Genomic DNA, 18,833 nt, shown 5'->3' on the forward strand with positions numbered 1-18,833 from the left:
TCAATCCCATGTCTTCCAATGGCCAACGCCACGACCACAAGCACAGCTCTGACTGCAGTCACGATCATGGTGATGATCACAAACATGCGAGCGGAGTTTCCCACTCTAATGGAGAAGGTGCTGCGTGCTGCGGTGCTGGAGCCAACACGAGACCGGCACAACCCATCCCGTCGAACGCACGACACTTCCAAGTCTCCGGCCTGGATTGCGCCGAAGAGGTGGCGATCCTGAACCGGGTTGTCGGGCCGAAAGTGGGCGGAACCGAACACCTGGCATTCGACGTGATCAACGGGCGAATGACCATCCTCGACAGCGCCGAGAGGATATCAGACGACGAAGTCACGCAGGTGGTCGCGACGACCGGCATGAGCGCGAAGCCATGGGATGCCGACAACGCAGCAGAGGACCAGGCGGCGCATCTGGCACGTCAGAAGCGCTTTACCTTGTTGAGCGGCGGCTTCTGGGCAGCGGGATTCCTTTTCCACATTGTCGAGACCGGCATGGGCGGCGCGCTCGGTCTCTTTGCGGGGCATGGCGAGGTGCCGATGCCTATGGCGGAAGCAGGGCTCTTCGCCGTCGCAATTCTTTTTGGCGTCTGGCTTGTCGCGCCCAAGGCTTGGTCTTCGGCGCGAAGGCTTAGCCCCGACATGAACTTGCTCATGGTGGTGGCCGTCGCGGGCGCCATCGGCCTCGGTGAGTTTTTCGAAGCGGCGACGGTCGCCTTCTTCTTCTCGCTTTCGCTTTTTCTGGAGAGCTGGAGCGTGGGGCGGGCGCGCAATGCGGTTTCCGCGCTGCTGGATCTCGCACCGCCCACGGCGCGAGTGCTTTATGACGACGGGTCGGAAGCCGACGTACCGGCCGCTGCCGTGGCAGTCAATGCAAGGTTTATCGTGCGCGGCGGCGACCGCATCCCCCTCGACGGTGAAGTCGTGGACGGGGCAGGGGCCGTCGATCAGGCCCCTATTACCGGCGAAAGCGCGCTGGTGCCAAAGGAACGCGGCGATGAGGTCTATGCTGGCACGATCAACGGCGAGGGCACGCTGACGGTGCGGGCGACCAAACCCGCGTCGGACACGGTGCTCGCAAAGATCATTCGAATGGTGGGCGATGCCCATGCCCGCCGCGCGCCAGTCGAGCAGTGGGTGGCCAAGTTCGCGCGCATCTACACACCCATCGTGATGGCTCTGGCGATCACCATCGCACTGGTGCCGCCACTCCTGCTTGGCGGCGCTTGGGACTACTGGTTCTACAATGCGCTGGTGCTTCTGGTCATCGCCTGCCCCTGTGCCCTTGTCATCTCGACACCGGTTTCCATCGTCGCGGCGCTCACCGCCTCAGCGCGGGCGGGGGTGCTGATCAAGGGCGGCGCCTATGTCGAAGCACCCGGGCGCACCACGGCGCTGGCGATGGACAAGACCGGGACGATCACCATGGGCGAACCCGAAGTGGCGGCGGTGCATCCGCTGGGCGACGCCTCCGCGCGTGACCTCATGACGCTGGCGGCAGGCCTGGAGGCAAGATCCTCGCACCCGCTGGCGCGTGCCATCCTCGCGCGTGCCGAAACGGATGGCATCGACGTATCTGCCGCGGAGGACACGCGCACCGTGCCGGGGCGCGGGCTGGAAGGACGCGCCGACGTGCGCGCGATCTGGCTCGGTTCGGATCGGTTCGCCGAGGAGAAAGGTTTCGGCAATTCCATTCCGTCGGATCTGCGGGAGCGGATCGAAGGGGCAGGGAACACCCTCGTTGCCGTGGGTGACGAGACCGGCGTGACCGGCGTACTAGAACTTCGCGACCGCATCCGCCCCGATGCCAAGGGAATCGTTGCGCGGCTGCACGCGCAGGGAGTGAAAACGATTGTGATGCTGACAGGCGACAACGAACGCACCGCGCGTGCCGTGGCGGCCGAGGTAGGCATTGACGAGGTGCGCGCCGAACTCTTGCCAGAAGACAAGGTCACGGCCATCGAGGAACTGGTCGCGAACCACGACATGGTGGCAATGATCGGTGACGGCGTCAACGATGCACCAGCCATGGCGCGCGCGCATTATGCCATTGCCATGGGGGCTGTCGGATCAGACGCGGCGATCGAGACGGCAGATATCGCGCTCATGACCGACGATCTGGCTCGGGTGCCGTGGCTGATTGCACACTCTCGCCGGACAATGACAATCATCCACCAGAATATCGGCATATCGCTAGCGACCAAGGCGCTGTTCGTCGGGCTGACCGCATTTGGCATGGCCTCGATGTGGGGCGCCATCGCAGCGGATGTGGGCGTATCCCTGTTGGTGGTCGCCAATGCGCTGCGGCTTTTGAACGGCCATCGGATCAAGGACGGGCCTTCGGGCGGTGAGCTGGTGGGCGAGCAGATAGCGAAGGGAGCACTGGCGCACGGTCATTGATCCGACGTCTTCGGTAGAGTAACGTCTGTTATCAAGCAGACCTCGCAAAAAGGGGCGTCGAGCAGTGACAAACATCAAATTTCCACGGCGTGCCTTTCTGATGGGCGGATTGGTCGCCTTTCTATCAGGCTGTGCCAGCAAGTTCCGGTCGTACAACGGACCCGAGGTGACCCGGCTGCGCATGTATAAGGCACAGCGGTCTCTGGTTCTGGACGGAACGGATGACGTCTTGCGGACCTATCCCATCGGATTAGGCTTCGCGCCCGAAGGTCACAAGCAGTTCGAGGGGGATGGCCGTACGCCGGAGGGCTCCTACGTGATTGACCGGCGCAACCCGGACAGCCTTTTTCACCTCTCCATCGGCATCTCATATCCCAACGCCGCAGACATAGCTTTGGCGCAGGCTGAAGGAAAGTCGCCCGGTGGCGACATTTTCATCCACGGAGGACCGCGCAAGGGGATCGACCCAATAAATGTCCGCGACTGGACGGCAGGCTGCATCGCCGTCACTGACCGCCAGATCGAGGAAATCTATGCCATGGTCAGGGACGGGACGCCGATCGACATTTACGCCTAAGGATCAGGTGAAGCGGCGCCGCATCGCGACGTTGATCGCCTCAATGGCGATGACCATGACGACGACGGCAACCGTGACGCTGGCCGCCTTGTCATACTGGAAAGAGCGCACGTAGGTCTGGATGTAAAAGCCGATCCCGCCCGCGCCGACAATCCCGAGGATCAGCGACTCTCGCAGGTTCAGTTCGAACCGGAAGATTGTGTCGCGGGCGACGACCGGCGCCATCTGCGGCCAGATCGCATGTCTGAGCCGCACGAGCGGCCCGGCGCCCGCGCTTTCCAGCGCAGCGATGGGCGCGCGGGAAACGCCGTCGATCGCCTCGGCATAGAATTTGGCGAGCATCCCCGTCGCATGAAACGCGACCGCGATGATGCCGGGCAGCGGCCCGAGCCCGACAGCGCCGACCATAAGCATGGCCACCAGGATCAGCGGAATCGCCCTGATGAAAGCAAGCAGCGTTCGAACCGGCCGAAAAACTGCACGCGCTACCATCGTCTCGGACGCCAGAATGCCGAGTGGGATTGACAGGATCACCGCGCCGAGAGTGCCGAGGATCGCGATCCTCAGCGTTTCCGCGCTGCCCTTCTTGATCTCAGCCATCACCGTCGGGTCAGGCGGAAACATCCGACCGAGAAAATCTGCGATCCGCGGACCGGCGGACATGAGACGCGTCAACTCGACGTCGGCCGTGGCGAAGGACCACAGGATCGCGCCGGCGATCAGGGCGCTGGTCGCGAACCCGCCGAATTCGCGAAACCGCATCAGGATACCGCCCGGAGGCCGGTACCGGGCATTGGTTCTATCTCCCTGTAGAGATCCGCTGTTGCAGCCTCGTTCAACTCGGGGGTCGGCACGTCAAAGACGATCCGCCCGCCGCGAATGCCGATGATACGCTGCGCGAAACGCCGCGCCAGGTCTGGCTGGTGCGAGGAAAACAGCGCCGTCGCTCCGCGCGCCCGCGCCGCGCCGGTCAGCAGCGACAGGATCTCGCCGGCGCGGGCGGGGTCGAGACTGCTCACCGGCTCATCGGCGAGGATCAGACGCGGTTCCTGGGCCAGACAGCGCGCGATGGCCACACGCTGCCGCTGACCGCCGCTGAGACTGTCGACCCGGCGCCCTGCGAGATCACCAATGCCGCAATCGGCAAGGGCTGCGCGCACAATCTCCAGATCATGCGCGGTTGGTGATCCCAGCAGGGCCCGTAGGGGGGGCATGCGTCCCAGGCGACCATTGAGGACGTTGCGCAGAACCGTGGAGCGTTCGACCAACGCAAACTCCTGAAACACGAAACCGGTATCCGGACGGCGCACACGCGGCGGCGGCTGGTCGGGATCGAGCGGTGCCCCCAGAACCGATACCCGCCCGCTCCAGCCCCGGAGCCGGCCGTCGAGCAGTGCCAGCAGGGTCGTTTTCCCTGCCCCGGATGGGCCCAGCAAAGCGACGCTTTCACCCGCCGGAATCGTAAGCGAAACCCGTTCCAGCGCCGGGAGGTCCGTTCCCGGATGGGTAAAGCTCAGGTCGTCGATTTGGGCGGCAATGCTCATTCCAACAGCCCGTATCGGCGCGCCATGTCGCGCACGCCGTCGTAGGCGGCGGAGTCGGACCTGACATAGCCGTCCGGGCCGTAGAGATAGCGCAGCTTTTTGCGGTTCTCTGGTGCGTTGAGCCGCAGCATCGCGTCGATGAACCGGTTCTGAAGGCCGGCGTCGAGCCCCGGGCGTGCGATCACGAGGTGACTCGGGATTGGCTCGCTTTCCACGATCCAGGTTACTTCTGCCTGCTGCCGCGGCGTCAGAAGCAGATCGGCGTATTGGCTAGCGCCTGCGGCATCGACCAGACCCTCGGCCATCGCTTGCATCGCCTGCTGGTAGCCGCCCGCGAAGAAGACGCGGCCGAAGAACGCATCCGCCGCGGTGGGGCCTTCGATCAGCCCGGCCTTAACGAATTCGGCGAGCGGATAGAGATAGCCCGATTCCGAGATTGGATCAGCGAAGGCAATGTTACGCCCGCGCAGGTCGGCGAGCGAGCCGATGCCGCTGTCGCGGCGCACGAAGATGCGGCCCGTGTAACTCGGCGCGTCGCGGTAGACCTCGGACAGAAGCGGCACGGCACCGATCTCGGCCTCGGCCAGAACGAAGGGCAGGGCGCCCATGAAGGAAATATCTGCATCGCCGTTTCTCAGTGCCTCGACCGCGGCGGCGTGGTCGATGGTGACGAACCCTTCGACGGGGACGCCGACCTCACTGGCCAGCCAGCCGGTGATGGCCTCGATATCGCCCAGCAGCTTTTCCGGGTTCTCTTGCGGGATGAAGGCTAGCCGCAACCTAACGTCCTGCGCGGCGAGCGGGGTCGCCAGAGACATAGCGCTCGCGCTGGCCAGAAGCAGGGCCGTTCTGCGGTTCACGTGCATCGCCATCAAAAGGCCCTCGCTTCGACTGTATCGGCCTCGGTCTGGAACGCGCTCCAGCTTGCTTCGGCGGCTGCCCAGTCGCCGTCACGCACGGCGGCGCCGACATCGGCCAACCGCCCGGCCAACGCGTAGACCTCGGGACGCGCAGCAAGGTTCGACATGGTACTGGCGTCGGCTGCAAGGTCGGCGGCCACGGTGTCGGTCAGCAGCAGGATATGCTCCGCGTCCCGCCGCGGCAGCAGCGTGTCGATTGTCGAGGCGAAGGTCGTCAGTTCGGCGAATGCCAGTCGGAAGGCGGTGTTCTCGGCATCGAAAGCTTCATAGGGCTCGTCCGCCGCGCCCACGGTCTGCAGATAGGCGGTCAGATCAGTTCGTTCCGCTTCGGTCAGCCCGAGCGTCTTCGTCTCGTCGAACCAGTCTACGACAGCCGCCAGGGTCGGCAGCGATCCGTCATGGAAATAGGGCGCGGTATAGGCGGTGCCGAGCAGGGTGGGGGTGTCCAGCGCACCGGCACGGGCGCCTTCATAAGCCGGCGCGACGGAGCCGATGTCGTGCGCCTGTCGGTCCAGGAAGTTGGCGTCCGGCATATGGCAACTGGCACAGGAGCGGTCGCCGAGTCCCGCGAAGGGCGTGTTGAAGATCGCTTCGCCGCGTTGCGCGGCCTCTGGGGCCGACTCGGTCAGTTGGCCGTCCGGTGTCAGCATGGAGTTGGGTAGGAAGTCGAACTCGAGCATGTAGGCGACCAGCGCGTCCATCATGAAAGGCGTCGGCTCCGCGCCGCCGAACTCGTTGACGACAACGTTGCGGGTGAAGTCGCGCAGGGAGGCAAAACGACCGTCGCGACCGTAGGGGCCGGTGAAACGCAAGCCGCGAAGGCTTGGAATGTCGAGCGGGTCGTCACGCCGGTCGTTGAATATCGGGTTGAAAAAGGCGCCGTCGACGTCGATCGCGCCCGGCTGGTGGCTGGCACCCGGAATGAACAGCCGTTGGTTGACGTCCGAGCGATTGTGACAGGTCGAGCAGGCGAGACCGAGATCGCGCGCCGGGCTGCCGAAGATTTGCGCGCTGTCGAACAGCATGTCGCCGTAGGCCACGAGCGGCAGGTCGGTCTCGTCGATGCCCTGTTCCTCGAAATTGAGAACGAGACGCGGCAGCGGATCCTGATCGAAGATGTCGGAGCCCGGTGGCAGGCTTGGCGGTACCTCAATGGCGCGACCGCTGAGTATCGCAGTTTCCGGCAAGGCGCTCAGCGTCTGACGCGGAGCAAAATCGTCAATGAGATAGTTCTGCGCGAGGTAGTCGGAGATGACCCTGCGCGCGGCCACCATCGTGTCGCGATCCGCGCTTGTGGCACCTGCGCCCAGGACCCCGACGGAACCCGTACTGCTGTTCAACTCCAGCCAGGCAAGGCCGATCTGCCGCGCGACATCAGACTCGGCGGTGGCGATACCGTCCGCAAACGCGCGATAAAGTTCCCTAGCTGTCCGCACGGCCTGCTGCGCACGCGCCGGGTCTTCGGCAGCGATAACACGGTCCAGTTCCTCTTCGATCCTGAGCGCGATCAGCCGCGTCGCCTCGACAAAGGCCGCCTGCCGGTCTTCATGCGTGATCGCGTTCAGAAGCTGGGCAGCGTCGATGTCGCTTTCGCGATCCAGCCACGTCAGGGCACCGATGGAGAATTCCGAACCCCGGTAGGGGTCCGTCCAGGCGGTCTCAATATCATCCCAGGGCAGAGGCTCGAGATTTCCAAGAAAGAGCGTCAGCCTGTAGGCCGCCGCCTCGGGAAGCCAGGGGGTCTCCTTAGCAGGTGTTGCGGCCGCAGGTCCGGACAGGACGAGCACACTGGCTAACGTGGCGAGCAACACTCCCAGGAAATTTCGTATCACCATAACCTCCAGAGACAAAAGTTAGACATGGCTAACTTATCTACCCTCAGCAAACAAGTTGTCAATCCCGCTGTTTCGCTGCAAAGTCCCAAGTATGACAAAGCTGCAATCACATGGGCGTGAACCGTTTGAAACTGTCGACAGGGCTCCCGAAGCACAGGCCGAGGGGTTTGCGACCGTGCGTCAGGCGCATGAGAGCGAAATGGCGGAGGACTACGTCGAGTTGATCGCGGAACTCATCGAGACGCGCGGAGAGGCCAGACCGGTCGAGATTGCAGAACGACTTGGCGTGAAACCGCCAACCGTGACGAAGAACATTTCGCGGCTCAAGGCCGCTGGCCTTGTTCGGAGGGAGCCATACCGCGCGATATTCCTCACCGATTCTGGCCAGGAGCTGGCGGAGGCCTGTCGACAGCGCCACCGGATCGTCGTTGCGTTTCTTTGCAGCCTCGGGATCGACGAAGAAACCGCGGAACGCGATGCGGAAGGGATCGAGCATCACGTCAGCGAAACAACGCTGGTGGCTTTCGGACAAGCGCTGAAGCAATCCTGGAAGCATGAATAGCGACTCAGCGGGCTCTCGCGATAGTGATGAGGTCACGACGACCAGGGAAGCGAGGCCAGCGGTCAAAGTCCGGGACGAGGCTTGTATGCTGACTCCGAACTCTGGCGCTAAAAGCCGATTGGGTCTTTCGTACCCAGGTAAGCCGGAGGTGGTGCGTACCTAATCCTCTCCTTAAGACTGACTGTTGGCCGAAGTTTCCGGTCGTTGGGACATGCCGTGGGCGCTACCCTGAATTTTTGTCGATCGTTCAGAGCGCGTAGACGATCGTCACGAGCGTGATCATGACAATCGAGAACATGGCGAATGCGCCCAGAGCGAGTGTTCGGCCCATGTCGCGATTTGGCTTTTCCACTTTCAGACGCAACTCCGCGGCGGTTTCCGGAAACTCGAGCGCCGCCACATTCGAACCCCGCATCAACTCGTATCGGGTGTTCCATCGGCGCACTTCCGCCGCGTTCCAGCCGTTCAGCACAAGGATAATTGCCGCAATCAAAACCATCGAGGACGGGACCCAGATTGTGTAGCCACCGATTGTCTCGTCAGCCAAGGCGCTAAGTCCGCTACTGTTCCTTGCCGTTTGGTAGGACGCATAGAGACCCACCTCTTTTAGCGTCGTGAGGGCGCCCAGAAAAATATTCGAAACGATTACTACAAAACCGGATATCAGCCGCGCCCCTCGCCGTGCACCATCAGGCGGATCCTTGGGGTTGAGCAGCATGCCGAAATACCAGATCCCTGCCAGCACCATCGACAGGTGCGCGAGCATCTCGATCGCCGGAACGCGCTGCGCCAGTCCGTAAAGGACAGGAACCTGCCAAACGTATAGCGCGGCAACAAGCAAGGCAGTGGCCATCGCGGGATGCGCCATGAACCGCACGATGCCACGATTGCCAAGCGCATTGAGGTGCCGTCGCCATTCTCTTGCCAGACCAGCTTGCAGTATGCGCCATGGTTGGGACACCGCGAAAAGCAGCGGTCCGGCAAGGCGGAGAAGAAGATGCTCCACTTGGTGCAGGGAGAAGTGACTGTGTCCCAACGGGGCCAGGGGCGCGTTCGTGGCGACGAGGAGGCAGGCAATGCCGGTGAAGAACTGAACCTGTCGCCAGACAGTAATCCTTCCGAGAATGCGAGAGGATCGCGCGAGGCCGCGCATGTAGACCCATGCGGCCAATCCGACGGAAACAAACGACACCGGTGAAATCGCATAGCCAAACGGATCGTAGTGGATGAGATACGTGATCATTGGCTCCTATCCTCTATCGTACTCGAGCTGTCCTCTGATTTGGGTGACAGTCGAGATGTTCCTGCGGCGCCACCGCGGGCCAAGGACAGATCCGTGCTCATCATTATGTATTCACCCTGCATCCACTTCGGAAAGAGGTTTTCGTAGAACTTTGAGAGAGGGTGCCCGGACTGACCGGCGGGCGTGATGAAATAGGAACCGCTTTCGTCCGAAAGCGACATGACCGCCTGAAAGTTGGTGCCCGCGTTGGAGACAAATGGCCGAGCATCGTCCGATGCAAATACTGTCGACATCAGAGTAAAGGGATCGCCCGGCGTTGGTGCTTCGAGAGACAACAAGTCGCTCACCATCCCGCCCGGTCTGATCGGCGACCACTGCATGTTCAAAGTATGCGCCTCACCCCAGGACCAGTCGGAGGGATCGGATCCGTAGCGGTCGACCAGCCAGTCGAGGGCATCATCCAGAGCCGCTCGAACCTGATCTTCGCAGGTTTCCATGCGTGCGGAAGGGCGGATGTCGCACCAGACAGCGCTCCCGCCGCGACCGGAAAGGACCGCGTAAAGGAAATCTGGATTCGGTCTGGTCCAAAACGCGTTCGCCGCCGGAAATTCGTCCTGAAGAATGCGTCGTTGCAAAGCACTGACCCATGCCCAGAATACGAGCGGCTCCTGTGAATAGCGATCCATGTCGCCATTCCATTGCGCAAGCTTGTCCAGTATTTCGTTGCGAAGCCTTTCAGTGCGGGTCTCTTCGATGCCGCTTGCGGACCTCACGAACCAAAGCTCTTTTGCCATCAGAGGAAGAAGGGCGCGTGCGGCTGCGCTGACAGTGTCGCGTTGAACCGCAATCGCGCCCTCGACCGAGAATATCAGCTGTCGATCATCAAGCACAGCCAAACGGGCGTCTCGAAACGATGCAGGGCGCTCGATCTCCCTTTCGGGCCAGCGGGCCAAGGTTTCACGGTCGATCGCTAGAACCTCCATTCCGGCCGATAACATTTCGGAGGTTCCGCTAAGGGCGTTGTTCGCATCGGTGGACCTCGCGAGACGGTCAAGCATCATCAGATATTCGCCAGCACCCCTGCCTGTAGGAGCTTCTGGCTCTCTGACTGCTTTTTGGGGAGTTGATCGAAACGCCCATGCGACGCGCTCGTTGCGGCCGATGACAACGAACGGCACGCCCGGCAATGTGGCGCCAATCGCGGCCCCTGTCGGAAGTTGAAGATCCGCCAGGTACCATTCAGAGGGGAGCGACAAAGGGCCAACGATGTCCGCGGCGAGAATTGGTGCCCCTGTGGCCGTTCGGTCGCCGGACAGCGCCCAAGCATTGAGGCTGACTTCGGGCGGGGTCGCAAACAACTCGGGTGTGACGGGGCGATCTGACGGGACCTGCAAATCTGACGAGACTGACAATTCTTGCCGGCTCTTGGGTCGAAGATCGCTCAAAAATGCATGGGCTATTCTGAGGCTATCGACAGGTCTCCAGGCCGCTATCATTCTCTCGTCAGCGATCAACAGTTCGGGTGAGCCCCTGCCACGCCTGCCTTCGGAAACCAGCCCAAGCCACGCGTTGACACCGGCGGCGTATGCTTCGAGCGCATCGGATGTCGAAGAGTCAATTTCGCTCGTCGGCTCCAGTGGCAACAGGTCTTTCGTTGCACGCCTTGCCCTCAACAACTGACCGAGCCTGTCTTGCGCGTGAACGAAGCCGATGGCGAAATAGACATCCTCGGCGGACCCCGCCGTGATGTGCGGTAAGGCTGAAGAATCCCGCAGGATATCGATCGGGCTATCTATGCCTGCAACGCTGAAGTCCTCGTCATAGTCGGGAACGGAGGCACGCAGCAGAAAGTAGGCGGTACCGGAAACGGCCAATCCCGCTGCGCAGGCCGCCAGGAAAGTGTAAAGCAATATGTTGAACAGTCGTTTCAATTCGTTGCCGATGCTGAAGCATTTTCAGGACGTGATGCGCAACAGGATCACCGAGGCGAAAAAGGCGAGGAGGCCGAAGGCAATGCCGAAGCTTGTCGCATATTGAAGCATATCCAGGCGGTTTCCTTTCCGCCGCCGCGCCAGATAGCCACCCCAGATCGCACCTCCGACAAAACCCGCGAGTACCAGCATCACCATTCCTCCATTCTTGAATGCTCCGCATCGAGACGTCTTCGGATCAAGCCGAAAGAATAGACCAGGCTCCAAGACGCAACGATAAGCACCAGTATTGTCCAGTCGCCGAAACGTGCGTAGGGCGTGGGAGCGCGCGCGCCGGGCAGGCTGGCGTCAATGACACCTGTTTCCCCGGTATCGAGACGCGCGACGACATCTCCATTGGCGTCGATAATCGCGGATATCCCAGTGTTGGCCGCGCGGACCACGGGAAGACCTTCTTCGACCGCGCGCATGCGCGCGGCCGCGAGGTGCTGCTCGGGCCCGATGCTGGTGCCGAACCAGGCATCGTTGGTGGCGTTGAATATCCAGTCGGGGCGGAAAAGATCATCGACCACGTGGCCCGGAAAGATTATCTCGTAGCAGATCGCGACCGCGACCAGCGGCACACCCGGGAGCGCGAGCGTGCGTGGTCCCGGTCCGGGCGTGAAATCTCCCAATCCCTCGGTCAGCCGTGCGAAAGGCAGCCAGCCCCGGAAGGGAACGTATTCCCCGAACGGCACGAGATGATGCTTTGCATATCCGGTCAGTATTTCCCCGCTGCTGTTATAGGCCTGGACCGTATTGAAATAGCGAGTACCCGCATCGCTCTCCACTCGATCGGGCACTCCCGTCAGAAGCAGCGTACCTTCGGGCAGAGAACCGGTGATCCGGGCATGGGCTGCCGCGTCCTCGTCGAGAAAACCGGGAAAGGCCGTCTCCGGCCAAAGCAGAAGATCGACGTTGCCGGGACGAGATGAGAGGTCGAGGTAGAGCTCAAGGGTCGCGTCCCGGTTTCCGGGCGCCCATTTCTCCCGTTGCGGCACGTTGCCTTGCACGATGCGCAGGTCGACGCGAGGCAAGGGCGCCTCTGATCCAAGGCGGAACGTACCGGCACCCCAGAGTCCTATGATGGCCATCGCGCACAACACGAGAACGGCTGACCGTTGACGTGGCACGGCGGAATACGCAGCTCCCGGCATGACGCCGACAAGGACGGTGAGAAAGCTCAACCCGTAGCTTCCGACCCAGGCTGCCGGCTGTCGCAGCGCGGCGTGATCGACCAGAGCATAAGCGGCCAGGTTCCACGGAAAACCTGTCAGGACATGACCTCGCAACCATTCCGTCGCCACCCAGCAGGTTGCGAGAAGCAGACTTGCGGCAATGCCCCCGAGGGGTCTGCGCTGCGCGATGACGGCATAGAGCGCCGCAGCCATGGCCGGGAAAATGGCTAGGCCCGCTGACAACCCCGCGACGGCCGGGATCGCCAGCGCGGCGAAACGTTCGGCATCGACGTAAAAACTCTCGGCGATCCAAGAGATTCCGAACCCGAACTGGCCAATTCCGAAGACCCAGCCGATGAAGAAAGCGTGCGCTGTGGAAACCTGTCGGAGTATGAGAAAGAGCGCCGAGAAGGCAACCGGAACGGCGATGAGCCATGAGAACGGCGGAAGGGCTAAAACCGTCAAACCGCCCGCCACAAAACTAATTCCGGAACGCAGAGGAATGTAATGGCCCCAGACAGACATATGCGCCAAACCCGTCATCATGTGCCATTCTGAAACTTGGCGCTCAACCAAGGAGCTATGAGCAGTAGGCCCACCCCGCCGACCACGAAAACATCCGCCATGTTGAAGGCGGGCCAATGCGTGGATCCGGCGTAGAAATCGAGGAAGTCCGTCACACCCCGAAACCGGATGCGGTCGAGGACGTTGCCGAGCGCGCCACCGATAATCGCACCATAGGCGATAGCCTCAACCGGGCTGGCAGTGCGCACCAACATGACCGTCAACCAGCCACAGACAGCGAGGGCCAACACTGTAAGGCTCCACCATGGCGCTCCACTAAGTAGTCCGAATGTCACGCCATCGTTGCGCAGGTAGATGAGATTGAAACCGGGAAAGACCGGAATTCCGGCGCTCAAATCTGCCGCATTGGCGACGACAATTGCTTTTGTCACCTGGTCGACAAGAAAAGCAGTTCCAGCCGCAATGAAACCTTGGAAATGGGACTGTTTCATCTCATCCTCCCAGCCATACATCGAGGAACAACATGATCACGAGGCCGACCGCGAGACCGAGTGTCGCCCTGTTTTGATGGCCGGAACGGTGGGTTTCGGGAATGATTTCGTGGCTGATGACGTAGAGCATCGCCCCGGCGGCGAAGGCGAGGCCCCATGGCAACAGCGGCTCCGAGATGCTGATGATCCCAGCCCCAAGAAGCCCGCCTACCGGCTCGACAAGACCTGTCAGTGCGGCAATCCCCCACGCACGGCTCTTGGAATATCCCTCACCAAGCAATGAAACCGCTACGGCGAGACCCTCGGGAGCGTTTTGCAGTCCGATACCGATCGCAAGTGGCAACCCGCCCGAGAATCCATCAGCCCCGAACCCGACACCAACGGCAAGCCCTTCGGGGAAATTGTGGATCGTGATCGCGATGATGAAGAGCCAGACGCGACGCAGAGAGTCTGCATCAGGGCCCTCGCGTCCGGACTTGAAATGCTCGTGCGGTAGCTTTTCGTTCATCAAAGCAACCGCGCCCATACCGAGCAGGATCGCAAGGCAAACAATGGCTGCGGGGGCGGCAGCATTCTCGAACTGCCCTTCGGCCGCGTCGAGGGCCGGGATTATCAGCGAGAAGAACGAGGCCGCGAGCATCACACCAGCCGCGAAGCCGAGCAAGAGATCGCGTGTGGACCGGGACGGGATGCGCCCGAAAAGAACGGGGATCGCCCCGACCGCGGTCAGCGATCCGGCTGCCAGGCTTCCAAGAAAGCCAAGCGCTATTGGAGAGAGGGGTTCCAATTGCTAAAGTCTTGCTGCGAGTTCAGTCAGGAACCGGGGTAGCTGGTGTAGACCTCGGTCGATCCATCGCCGCGGATCAGGAAGACGTCATAAGCCTCACGATCATCCTCCGGTCCCATGCCCGGCGAGCCATAGGGCATTCCCGGCACCGCCAGCCCCACGGCATCTGGACGCTCATCCAACAAACGCTGAATGTCTGATGCCGGTACATGACCTTCGATCACGTAGCCGTCGACCAAAGCCGAATGGCAGGAGACCATGCGCTGAGGCACGCCATTGTCGAGTTTGAAGCGCACAAGAGATCCCCCGAACATGTCCTCGCCTGTCGGCGCGAATCCGCTTTCCTTGAGGTGCTTCATCCAGGACAGACAACAGCCGCAGCCGTTTGTCTTCCGGACGTCAATCTGGATCGCATCGGCGACAGCTTGCGCCGCGGGAAACAAGGCCAGCGTGACTGCAAGGGCGGGAGCCAGTCGTTTCATGGATTAAAGCCTTTCGGTTGTTGTTTGCACAAATTCGCTGGTGAGCCTCTCGGCCAGTAGCGAGCGTGCCTCAGCCAGCCGCTCAAGCGCAGCCGTGTCGTCCGCTTCACGCTCGGCCGCCTCTGCCAAACGGTCGTCAGAGAGAGGGTCGGTCGGGCGACCCTCCACCAGCACTTCGTAATGTAGGTTGGGGCCTGTCGCGGTACCCGTCGCACCGACCCGCCCGATCATATCTCCGGCCAAAACGCGCTGCCCTTGTTCGAGTGTGTCCGGCACCTCGCTGAGATGTGCGTATCGTGTCAGGGTGTCGGATCCATGCGCTATCTCCACCACCCGGCCATATCCACCACGACGTCCGATGAAGCTCACGCGTCCTGGCGCCGTTGCTTTTACCGGCGTACCGCGGGCCGCAGCAAAGTCGACGCCGGTGTGCATGCGCACATTCCCATAGACCGGGTGTGTGCGACGGCCAAAGACGGAACTTAGCCGTGCACCTTCGACCGGTTGCGCGAACACGCGCAGGACTTCTCCGTCGACATAGATCGTCGCTTGGCCGCTGCCGTCGTTCCGCCAGACGATTTCATAGACCGAGCCATCGATATCCAGTGCGGCAAAGGCAAGCTCGGGCTGACCAATCCTCTTGTTCCCGTCTCGGGCCTCGCGCCAAAGAAGACGCATCGTCTCGCCACCGGAAAGTTCGCGTCGAAAATCCACTGTGCCGCCCAGCATCTGCGCCATGTCGACCGCAAAACGGGCTGGGATGCCCGCTTTGTCCAAAGCCGCGAAGACAGAGCTTTCGATCACTGCCTCGCCCGCGAACGTCACCATTTCAGGGTCTGGCTCCAACACGCGTGTGACAAGTTCTTGACCAAAGACCGTTTCGATCCGCACCCCATCGTCAACTGCCAGTTCCACGCGGCTCGGATTTCCGTCCACCTTTGAGATCACAGTGATCTCATGGCCCGGGCGCAATCGGCGCAGGTCATATTCTGCACCAAGCGCGAGCGCGATTTCGGCACGCGCAGGCGCAGCGATACCCGCGTTCGCCAGGACCGCATCCAGCGTCTCGCCCGACGCGATCTCACGCGACCAGGTGATCAAAGGCGGTTCAATCTCGGGCAAGGCGGTTTCTGCGAAGACAGATTGCAAGAGCGGCAGAGGTCGCATTGGGCTAGCATTGTCGGCGTGAAATGCAGCGGGCGGTGTCACATCGTAGTCGGCGATCTGAGGCATCGAGAGCGGATCGGGAGTCCAGAGGGTCGCTTCAGCAATCGCAGGAGGCACTGGCTCTTTAGAAAGAACGCCAGAAATGGCGATGGCGGTCAGCGAAAAAGCGCCTGCGACCACAGCGCTCGCCAAAACAATTCTAATCTTCATGTTGCCCCCTCTACGACTTCTGTCAGTGCACGCCGGATCTTCGGCACTGCGAATTCTCTTGGCTCGTGATAGTCAATCATGGTGACGAGTTCACCCTTGGCATCGAACAGGAATACACTTGCCGTATGGTTCATTGTATAGTCGCCGCCTTCGGTCGGGACGCGCTCATACGAGGCACGAAATCCTTCTGCAGCGCGGGCAACCTGGTTTGCCGGCCCAGTCCAGCCGCGAATAGCCGGATGAAAATAGCCGACATATTCGGCCATGGCCTCGACCGTGTCCCGCTCCGGATCGACTGTGATGAAGACCACGTTCATCCGCGCGGCTTCGTCCCCGAGATCTTCAAGCCAACCTGAGATATCCGATAACGTCGTGGGGCAGACATCCGGGCAGTAGGTGAACCCGAAAAACACCATGGTCGGGCGTCCGATCAGGGTTTCCGGGCCCACTTCATTGCCTTCGTGATCGGTCAGTCGGAAATCCATCGCCGACAGGGGGAGAGGCCTTTGGCCGGCCGGTTTTGGTGCACCGGGACCGTCCACGCGCCACCAGCCGACGCCGAGCATCAGAGCGACAGCGCCTACACCGGCTGCACCGTATTGGACCACATGCCGACGCTGCATCAGCTCTCCGGCCCGCGCGCGGCGATCCCCAGAATTGGGACCTCAACAGTCACTTCACCACCGTCCGAGAACGTCAGTGTCAGTGGGAAGGTCTCGCCTTCGATCATCGGGTTTTGCAGCTTCATGAGCATGGCGTGCAGCCCTCCCGGTTCCAATGCTACGCTTTGGCCCGGTTCAATCGTGATTTCGTCAGCAGGCGCCATAGAACTGACGCCGTCGGCGTTGGTTTTCGTCTCATGGATCTGGGGCATCACGGCCAGTGGTGTTGTAAGCCCGGTCAGCGTGACCGTGTCTTCACCGGTGTTGCGCACAGTCATATAGGCCGCACCAGGGCGGTTGACCCCGATTGAAGCACGGGACCACGCGTTTTCGACGACCACATCCTCCGAACCGGCAAATGCCGGAGTCGACATGCCCGAGAGTAGCAAGACAAGGGGCAAACCATTGATGTAAGATCGTTTTGTCATGAAGAATTCTCCTGTATCTGGCCGAGCATCAACTTTGGCTGGCCGCAACTTCCGCAGCCACCAGTCGCCGCAGTTCGGCCTCACCGAACGGGTCTAATGGCTTGGCGTTGACGAAGAACGTGGGCGTTTGTCGCACGCCTACCGCTTCGACATCAGCGCGGTCCTGATTGAGCACCGCCACGACACCGGGGGCCAGCATCTGTGTCCGAGCAGCTTCGACATCCAGACCACCGCTTGCGGCAATCTCAAGGATCAAACCCGGTGCCGGAGTGCCATGGGACGCCCATCGCGGCTGCTCGCGCAGGACCGCTTCCAGCACGGGTTCGAACACATCCTGCATCCGCGCAGCTTCGAGAACACGGATCGCTTCCACCGAAGCGTCCCCGTGAAACGCGGTGTATCGAATTACGACACGGATCGCATCACCGTGCTCAGCCATGATCTCTTTGACCACGGGATAGAATGCGCGGCATGCCTCGCAAGCTGGATCGAAAAACTCGACAATCGTGACAGGTGCCGTTTCGGGGCCGAGGATCGGGGAATAGGGCCGGATCAGCACATCGTTCACTTCGGGCGCGACAGGGACTGCCTCTGCCATGGGTTGGGGGCGGGTGGCATACCAGGCCGCGCCGCTAAAACCTGCGGCGCCAACAGCCAGAACGGATAGAACGAGGCCGCGTCGATTCATGTTTGTTTTTCCTTCAGTGAAAGGGCCGACAGCATCCCGATCATCGTGAAGGCGACAAGCGCCAACAGCGGAATCGGAATGCCGAAGACCACCTGGTTGTCGTCGGTACAAGAGGGGCCGGTCGCCGTGCAGGGCTGGATCGCCTCGGGGATCAGCCCGACATAGAGGCCGATGTGATACGACGCCACTGCCGCCCCCCCAAGCGCCAGCGCAACGCCATAGCGCCCCACGCGGGGATCCTGCCACCACAGCCCGAGCCCAAGAACGATAGCCAGGGGGAACATGAAGGCGCGCTGGAACCAGCAAAGGACGCAAGGCGTTTGACCAAGCACCTCGCCAATAAAGAGCACGGCAAGCGATGCGATAAGCGCAATGATCCAAGCAAGAACAAGGGCCGCTTCTCCGGAAAGGCGGGTCATGGCAATCAGATCCTCTTTCTCAGATCCGCAAGGATCTCTTCGGCGGGTGTGCCGTAGGGCCAGGAATTGGCGAAGCCCGCCCGCGGATCAAAAAGAAACAGGTGCGATGTGTGCCCCATTGTGTATCCACCCGGCGCGGTGGCCTCCTCGATCCTCTCAAAGAAAATTGGGAAGGTCTCGGATGTTGCGGCGATCTGCTCCGGCGTGCCGGTCAGCCCGATGATCCCAGCGTCGAACAGGGGCACATACCCGGCAAGTGCTGTCGGCGTATCCCGCTCCGGATCAATCGTTATAAAGATCGGCTGGACCTTTGCCGCCTCGTCGCCCAAGCCCTCCATCACGGCCGCGACTTCGGACAGTGTTGTTGGACAGACGTCGGGGCAATTGGTGAAACCAAAGAAGACCAGCATCCAGCGCCCTGCGAAATCTTCGTCTGTTTGGACCATGCCGCGATGATCCGTGAGTTCGAACTGCGCAAAGAAAGGTGGTTCGGTCTCGGCTTGGGCAAGGTCGGCGCGGTAGTCCGCCCACATTAGCAGCCAGATGAAAACGAACGCCGCCGCGCCCGCCAAAACCCATAGTACTTTCTGAAGATCTGAAAGCTTCACGCGCTCCGCCCGAATTTGGTTCTATATTTTCAGCGCGCTTACACCCTCTAGCTACTGTAGGTTCAAGACTTATTATGGATGGAAGAGCGATGTTCACTGACCTGTGAGATGCCAAGCGGAACTTGTGCAAAA

At 61.4% G+C, this 18,833-nt stretch carries 20 protein-coding genes; 3 read left to right on the forward strand and 17 right to left on the reverse strand.

Translation table 11 applies throughout. The features are described from left to right. Positions 1-8: 8 nt before the first annotated feature. Entirely contained in the window at positions 9-2,405 is a 2,397-nt protein-coding gene (locus ATO3_RS22850) for a heavy metal translocating P-type ATPase (RefSeq protein WP_456298935.1), read from the forward strand. A gap of 100 nt (positions 2,406-2,505) precedes the next feature. Beyond that, the gene (locus tag ATO3_RS22855; RefSeq protein WP_088652216.1) at positions 2,506-2,982 is read left to right on the forward strand and encodes a L,D-transpeptidase family protein; all 477 of its coding nucleotides are present in this window, start codon (positions 2,506-2,508) and stop codon (positions 2,980-2,982) included. A gap of 3 nt (positions 2,983-2,985) precedes the next feature. On the opposite strand, the gene phnE is transcribed toward ATO3_RS22855, so the two are convergent. Genes phnE through ATO3_RS22875 form a run of 4 tightly spaced genes read right to left on the reverse strand, consistent with a single transcriptional unit; the run spans position 2,986 to position 7,257 of the window. After that, on the reverse strand, positions 2,986-3,744 hold the full coding sequence (gene phnE / locus ATO3_RS22860; RefSeq protein ID WP_088652217.1) for a phosphonate ABC transporter, permease protein PhnE: 759 nt from the start codon (positions 3,742-3,744) through the stop codon (positions 2,986-2,988). Beyond that, on the reverse strand, positions 3,744-4,526 hold the full coding sequence (locus ATO3_RS22865) for a phosphonate ABC transporter ATP-binding protein (RefSeq protein WP_088652218.1): 783 nt from the start codon (positions 4,524-4,526) through the stop codon (positions 3,744-3,746). Before ATO3_RS22865 ends, phnE begins: the two co-directional genes overlap by 1 nt. Then, positions 4,523-5,398 (reverse strand): phosphate/phosphite/phosphonate ABC transporter substrate-binding protein, encoded by an 876-nt coding sequence (locus tag ATO3_RS22870; RefSeq protein ID WP_088652219.1) that lies wholly within the window; start codon positions 5,396-5,398, stop codon positions 4,523-4,525. Before ATO3_RS22870 ends, ATO3_RS22865 begins: the two co-directional genes overlap by 4 nt. Further along, positions 5,398-7,257, reverse strand: coding sequence for a cytochrome c peroxidase (locus ATO3_RS22875; RefSeq protein ID WP_233152283.1), 1,860 nt, complete (start codon positions 7,255-7,257; stop codon positions 5,398-5,400). Before ATO3_RS22875 ends, ATO3_RS22870 begins: the two co-directional genes overlap by 1 nt. Before the next feature lie 115 nt (positions 7,258-7,372). Here ATO3_RS22875 and mntR point away from each other — a divergent pair, with 115 nt between their 5' ends. Beyond that, complete coding sequence (mntR, locus tag ATO3_RS22880) at positions 7,373-7,843, forward strand: manganese-binding transcriptional regulator MntR (protein WP_088652220.1); 471 nt, start codon at positions 7,373-7,375, stop codon at positions 7,841-7,843. Positions 7,844-8,090: 247 nt separating this feature from the next. Here the strand turns inward: mntR and ATO3_RS22885 are convergent, their stop codons facing one another. Genes ATO3_RS22885 through ATO3_RS22945 form a run of 13 tightly spaced genes read right to left on the reverse strand, consistent with a single transcriptional unit; the run spans position 8,091 to position 18,665 of the window. Further along, positions 8,091-9,086: a cytochrome c oxidase assembly protein gene (locus ATO3_RS22885; protein WP_088652221.1), complete on the reverse strand. Its 996-nt coding sequence runs from the start codon at positions 9,084-9,086 to the stop codon at positions 8,091-8,093. Continuing rightward, positions 9,083-11,017, reverse strand: coding sequence for a penicillin acylase family protein (locus ATO3_RS22890; protein WP_088652222.1), 1,935 nt, complete (start codon positions 11,015-11,017; stop codon positions 9,083-9,085). The genes ATO3_RS22885 and ATO3_RS22890 overlap by 4 nt, the downstream gene beginning before the upstream one ends. A gap of 24 nt (positions 11,018-11,041) precedes the next feature. Beyond that, a complete protein-coding gene (locus tag ATO3_RS22895; RefSeq protein ID WP_177193852.1) occupies positions 11,042-11,215 on the reverse strand; it encodes a hypothetical protein in 174 nt (57 codons plus the stop codon). After that, the gene (gene lnt, locus ATO3_RS22900; protein ID WP_408630828.1) at positions 11,209-12,759 is read right to left on the reverse strand and encodes an apolipoprotein N-acyltransferase; all 1,551 of its coding nucleotides are present in this window, start codon (positions 12,757-12,759) and stop codon (positions 11,209-11,211) included. Before lnt ends, ATO3_RS22895 begins: the two co-directional genes overlap by 7 nt. A gap of 17 nt (positions 12,760-12,776) precedes the next feature. Further along, positions 12,777-13,271, reverse strand: coding sequence for a signal peptidase II (gene lspA, locus ATO3_RS22905; protein ID WP_408630827.1), 495 nt, complete (start codon positions 13,269-13,271; stop codon positions 12,777-12,779). After that, on the reverse strand, positions 13,252-14,037 hold the full coding sequence (locus ATO3_RS22910; protein WP_088652225.1) for a ZIP family metal transporter: 786 nt from the start codon (positions 14,035-14,037) through the stop codon (positions 13,252-13,254). The genes lspA and ATO3_RS22910 overlap by 20 nt, the downstream gene beginning before the upstream one ends. Before the next feature lie 26 nt (positions 14,038-14,063). Further along, positions 14,064-14,519 carry a DUF411 domain-containing protein gene (locus ATO3_RS22915; RefSeq protein WP_088652226.1) on the reverse strand — a complete coding sequence of 152 codons (456 nt, stop codon included), beginning with the start codon at positions 14,517-14,519 and terminating at the stop codon, positions 14,064-14,066. Positions 14,520-14,522: 3 nt separating this feature from the next. Continuing rightward, positions 14,523-15,896 carry a M23 family metallopeptidase gene (locus tag ATO3_RS22920; RefSeq protein WP_088652227.1) on the reverse strand — a complete coding sequence of 458 codons (1,374 nt, stop codon included), beginning with the start codon at positions 15,894-15,896 and terminating at the stop codon, positions 14,523-14,525. Next, positions 15,893-16,519, reverse strand: coding sequence for an SCO family protein (locus ATO3_RS22925; RefSeq protein ID WP_009820117.1), 627 nt, complete (start codon positions 16,517-16,519; stop codon positions 15,893-15,895). The genes ATO3_RS22920 and ATO3_RS22925 overlap by 4 nt, the downstream gene beginning before the upstream one ends. Further along, on the reverse strand, positions 16,519-16,986 hold the full coding sequence (locus ATO3_RS22930; protein ID WP_040652268.1) for a copper chaperone PCu(A)C: 468 nt from the start codon (positions 16,984-16,986) through the stop codon (positions 16,519-16,521). The genes ATO3_RS22925 and ATO3_RS22930 overlap by 1 nt, the downstream gene beginning before the upstream one ends. Before the next feature lie 28 nt (positions 16,987-17,014). Then, the gene (locus tag ATO3_RS22935) at positions 17,015-17,674 is read right to left on the reverse strand and encodes a DsbA family protein (protein WP_088652228.1); all 660 of its coding nucleotides are present in this window, start codon (positions 17,672-17,674) and stop codon (positions 17,015-17,017) included. Further along, positions 17,671-18,093 (reverse strand): disulfide bond formation protein B, encoded by a 423-nt coding sequence (locus ATO3_RS22940; protein WP_088652229.1) that lies wholly within the window; start codon positions 18,091-18,093, stop codon positions 17,671-17,673. Before ATO3_RS22940 ends, ATO3_RS22935 begins: the two co-directional genes overlap by 4 nt. A gap of 5 nt (positions 18,094-18,098) precedes the next feature. Further along, positions 18,099-18,665: an SCO family protein gene (locus ATO3_RS22945; RefSeq protein WP_043872275.1), complete on the reverse strand. Its 567-nt coding sequence runs from the start codon at positions 18,663-18,665 to the stop codon at positions 18,099-18,101. Between the last annotated feature and the right edge of the window lie 168 nt (positions 18,666-18,833).

This window comes from Marinibacterium profundimaris (assembly GCF_002210095.1).
GTDB lineage: Bacteria > Pseudomonadota > Alphaproteobacteria > Rhodobacterales > Rhodobacteraceae > Marinibacterium > Marinibacterium profundimaris.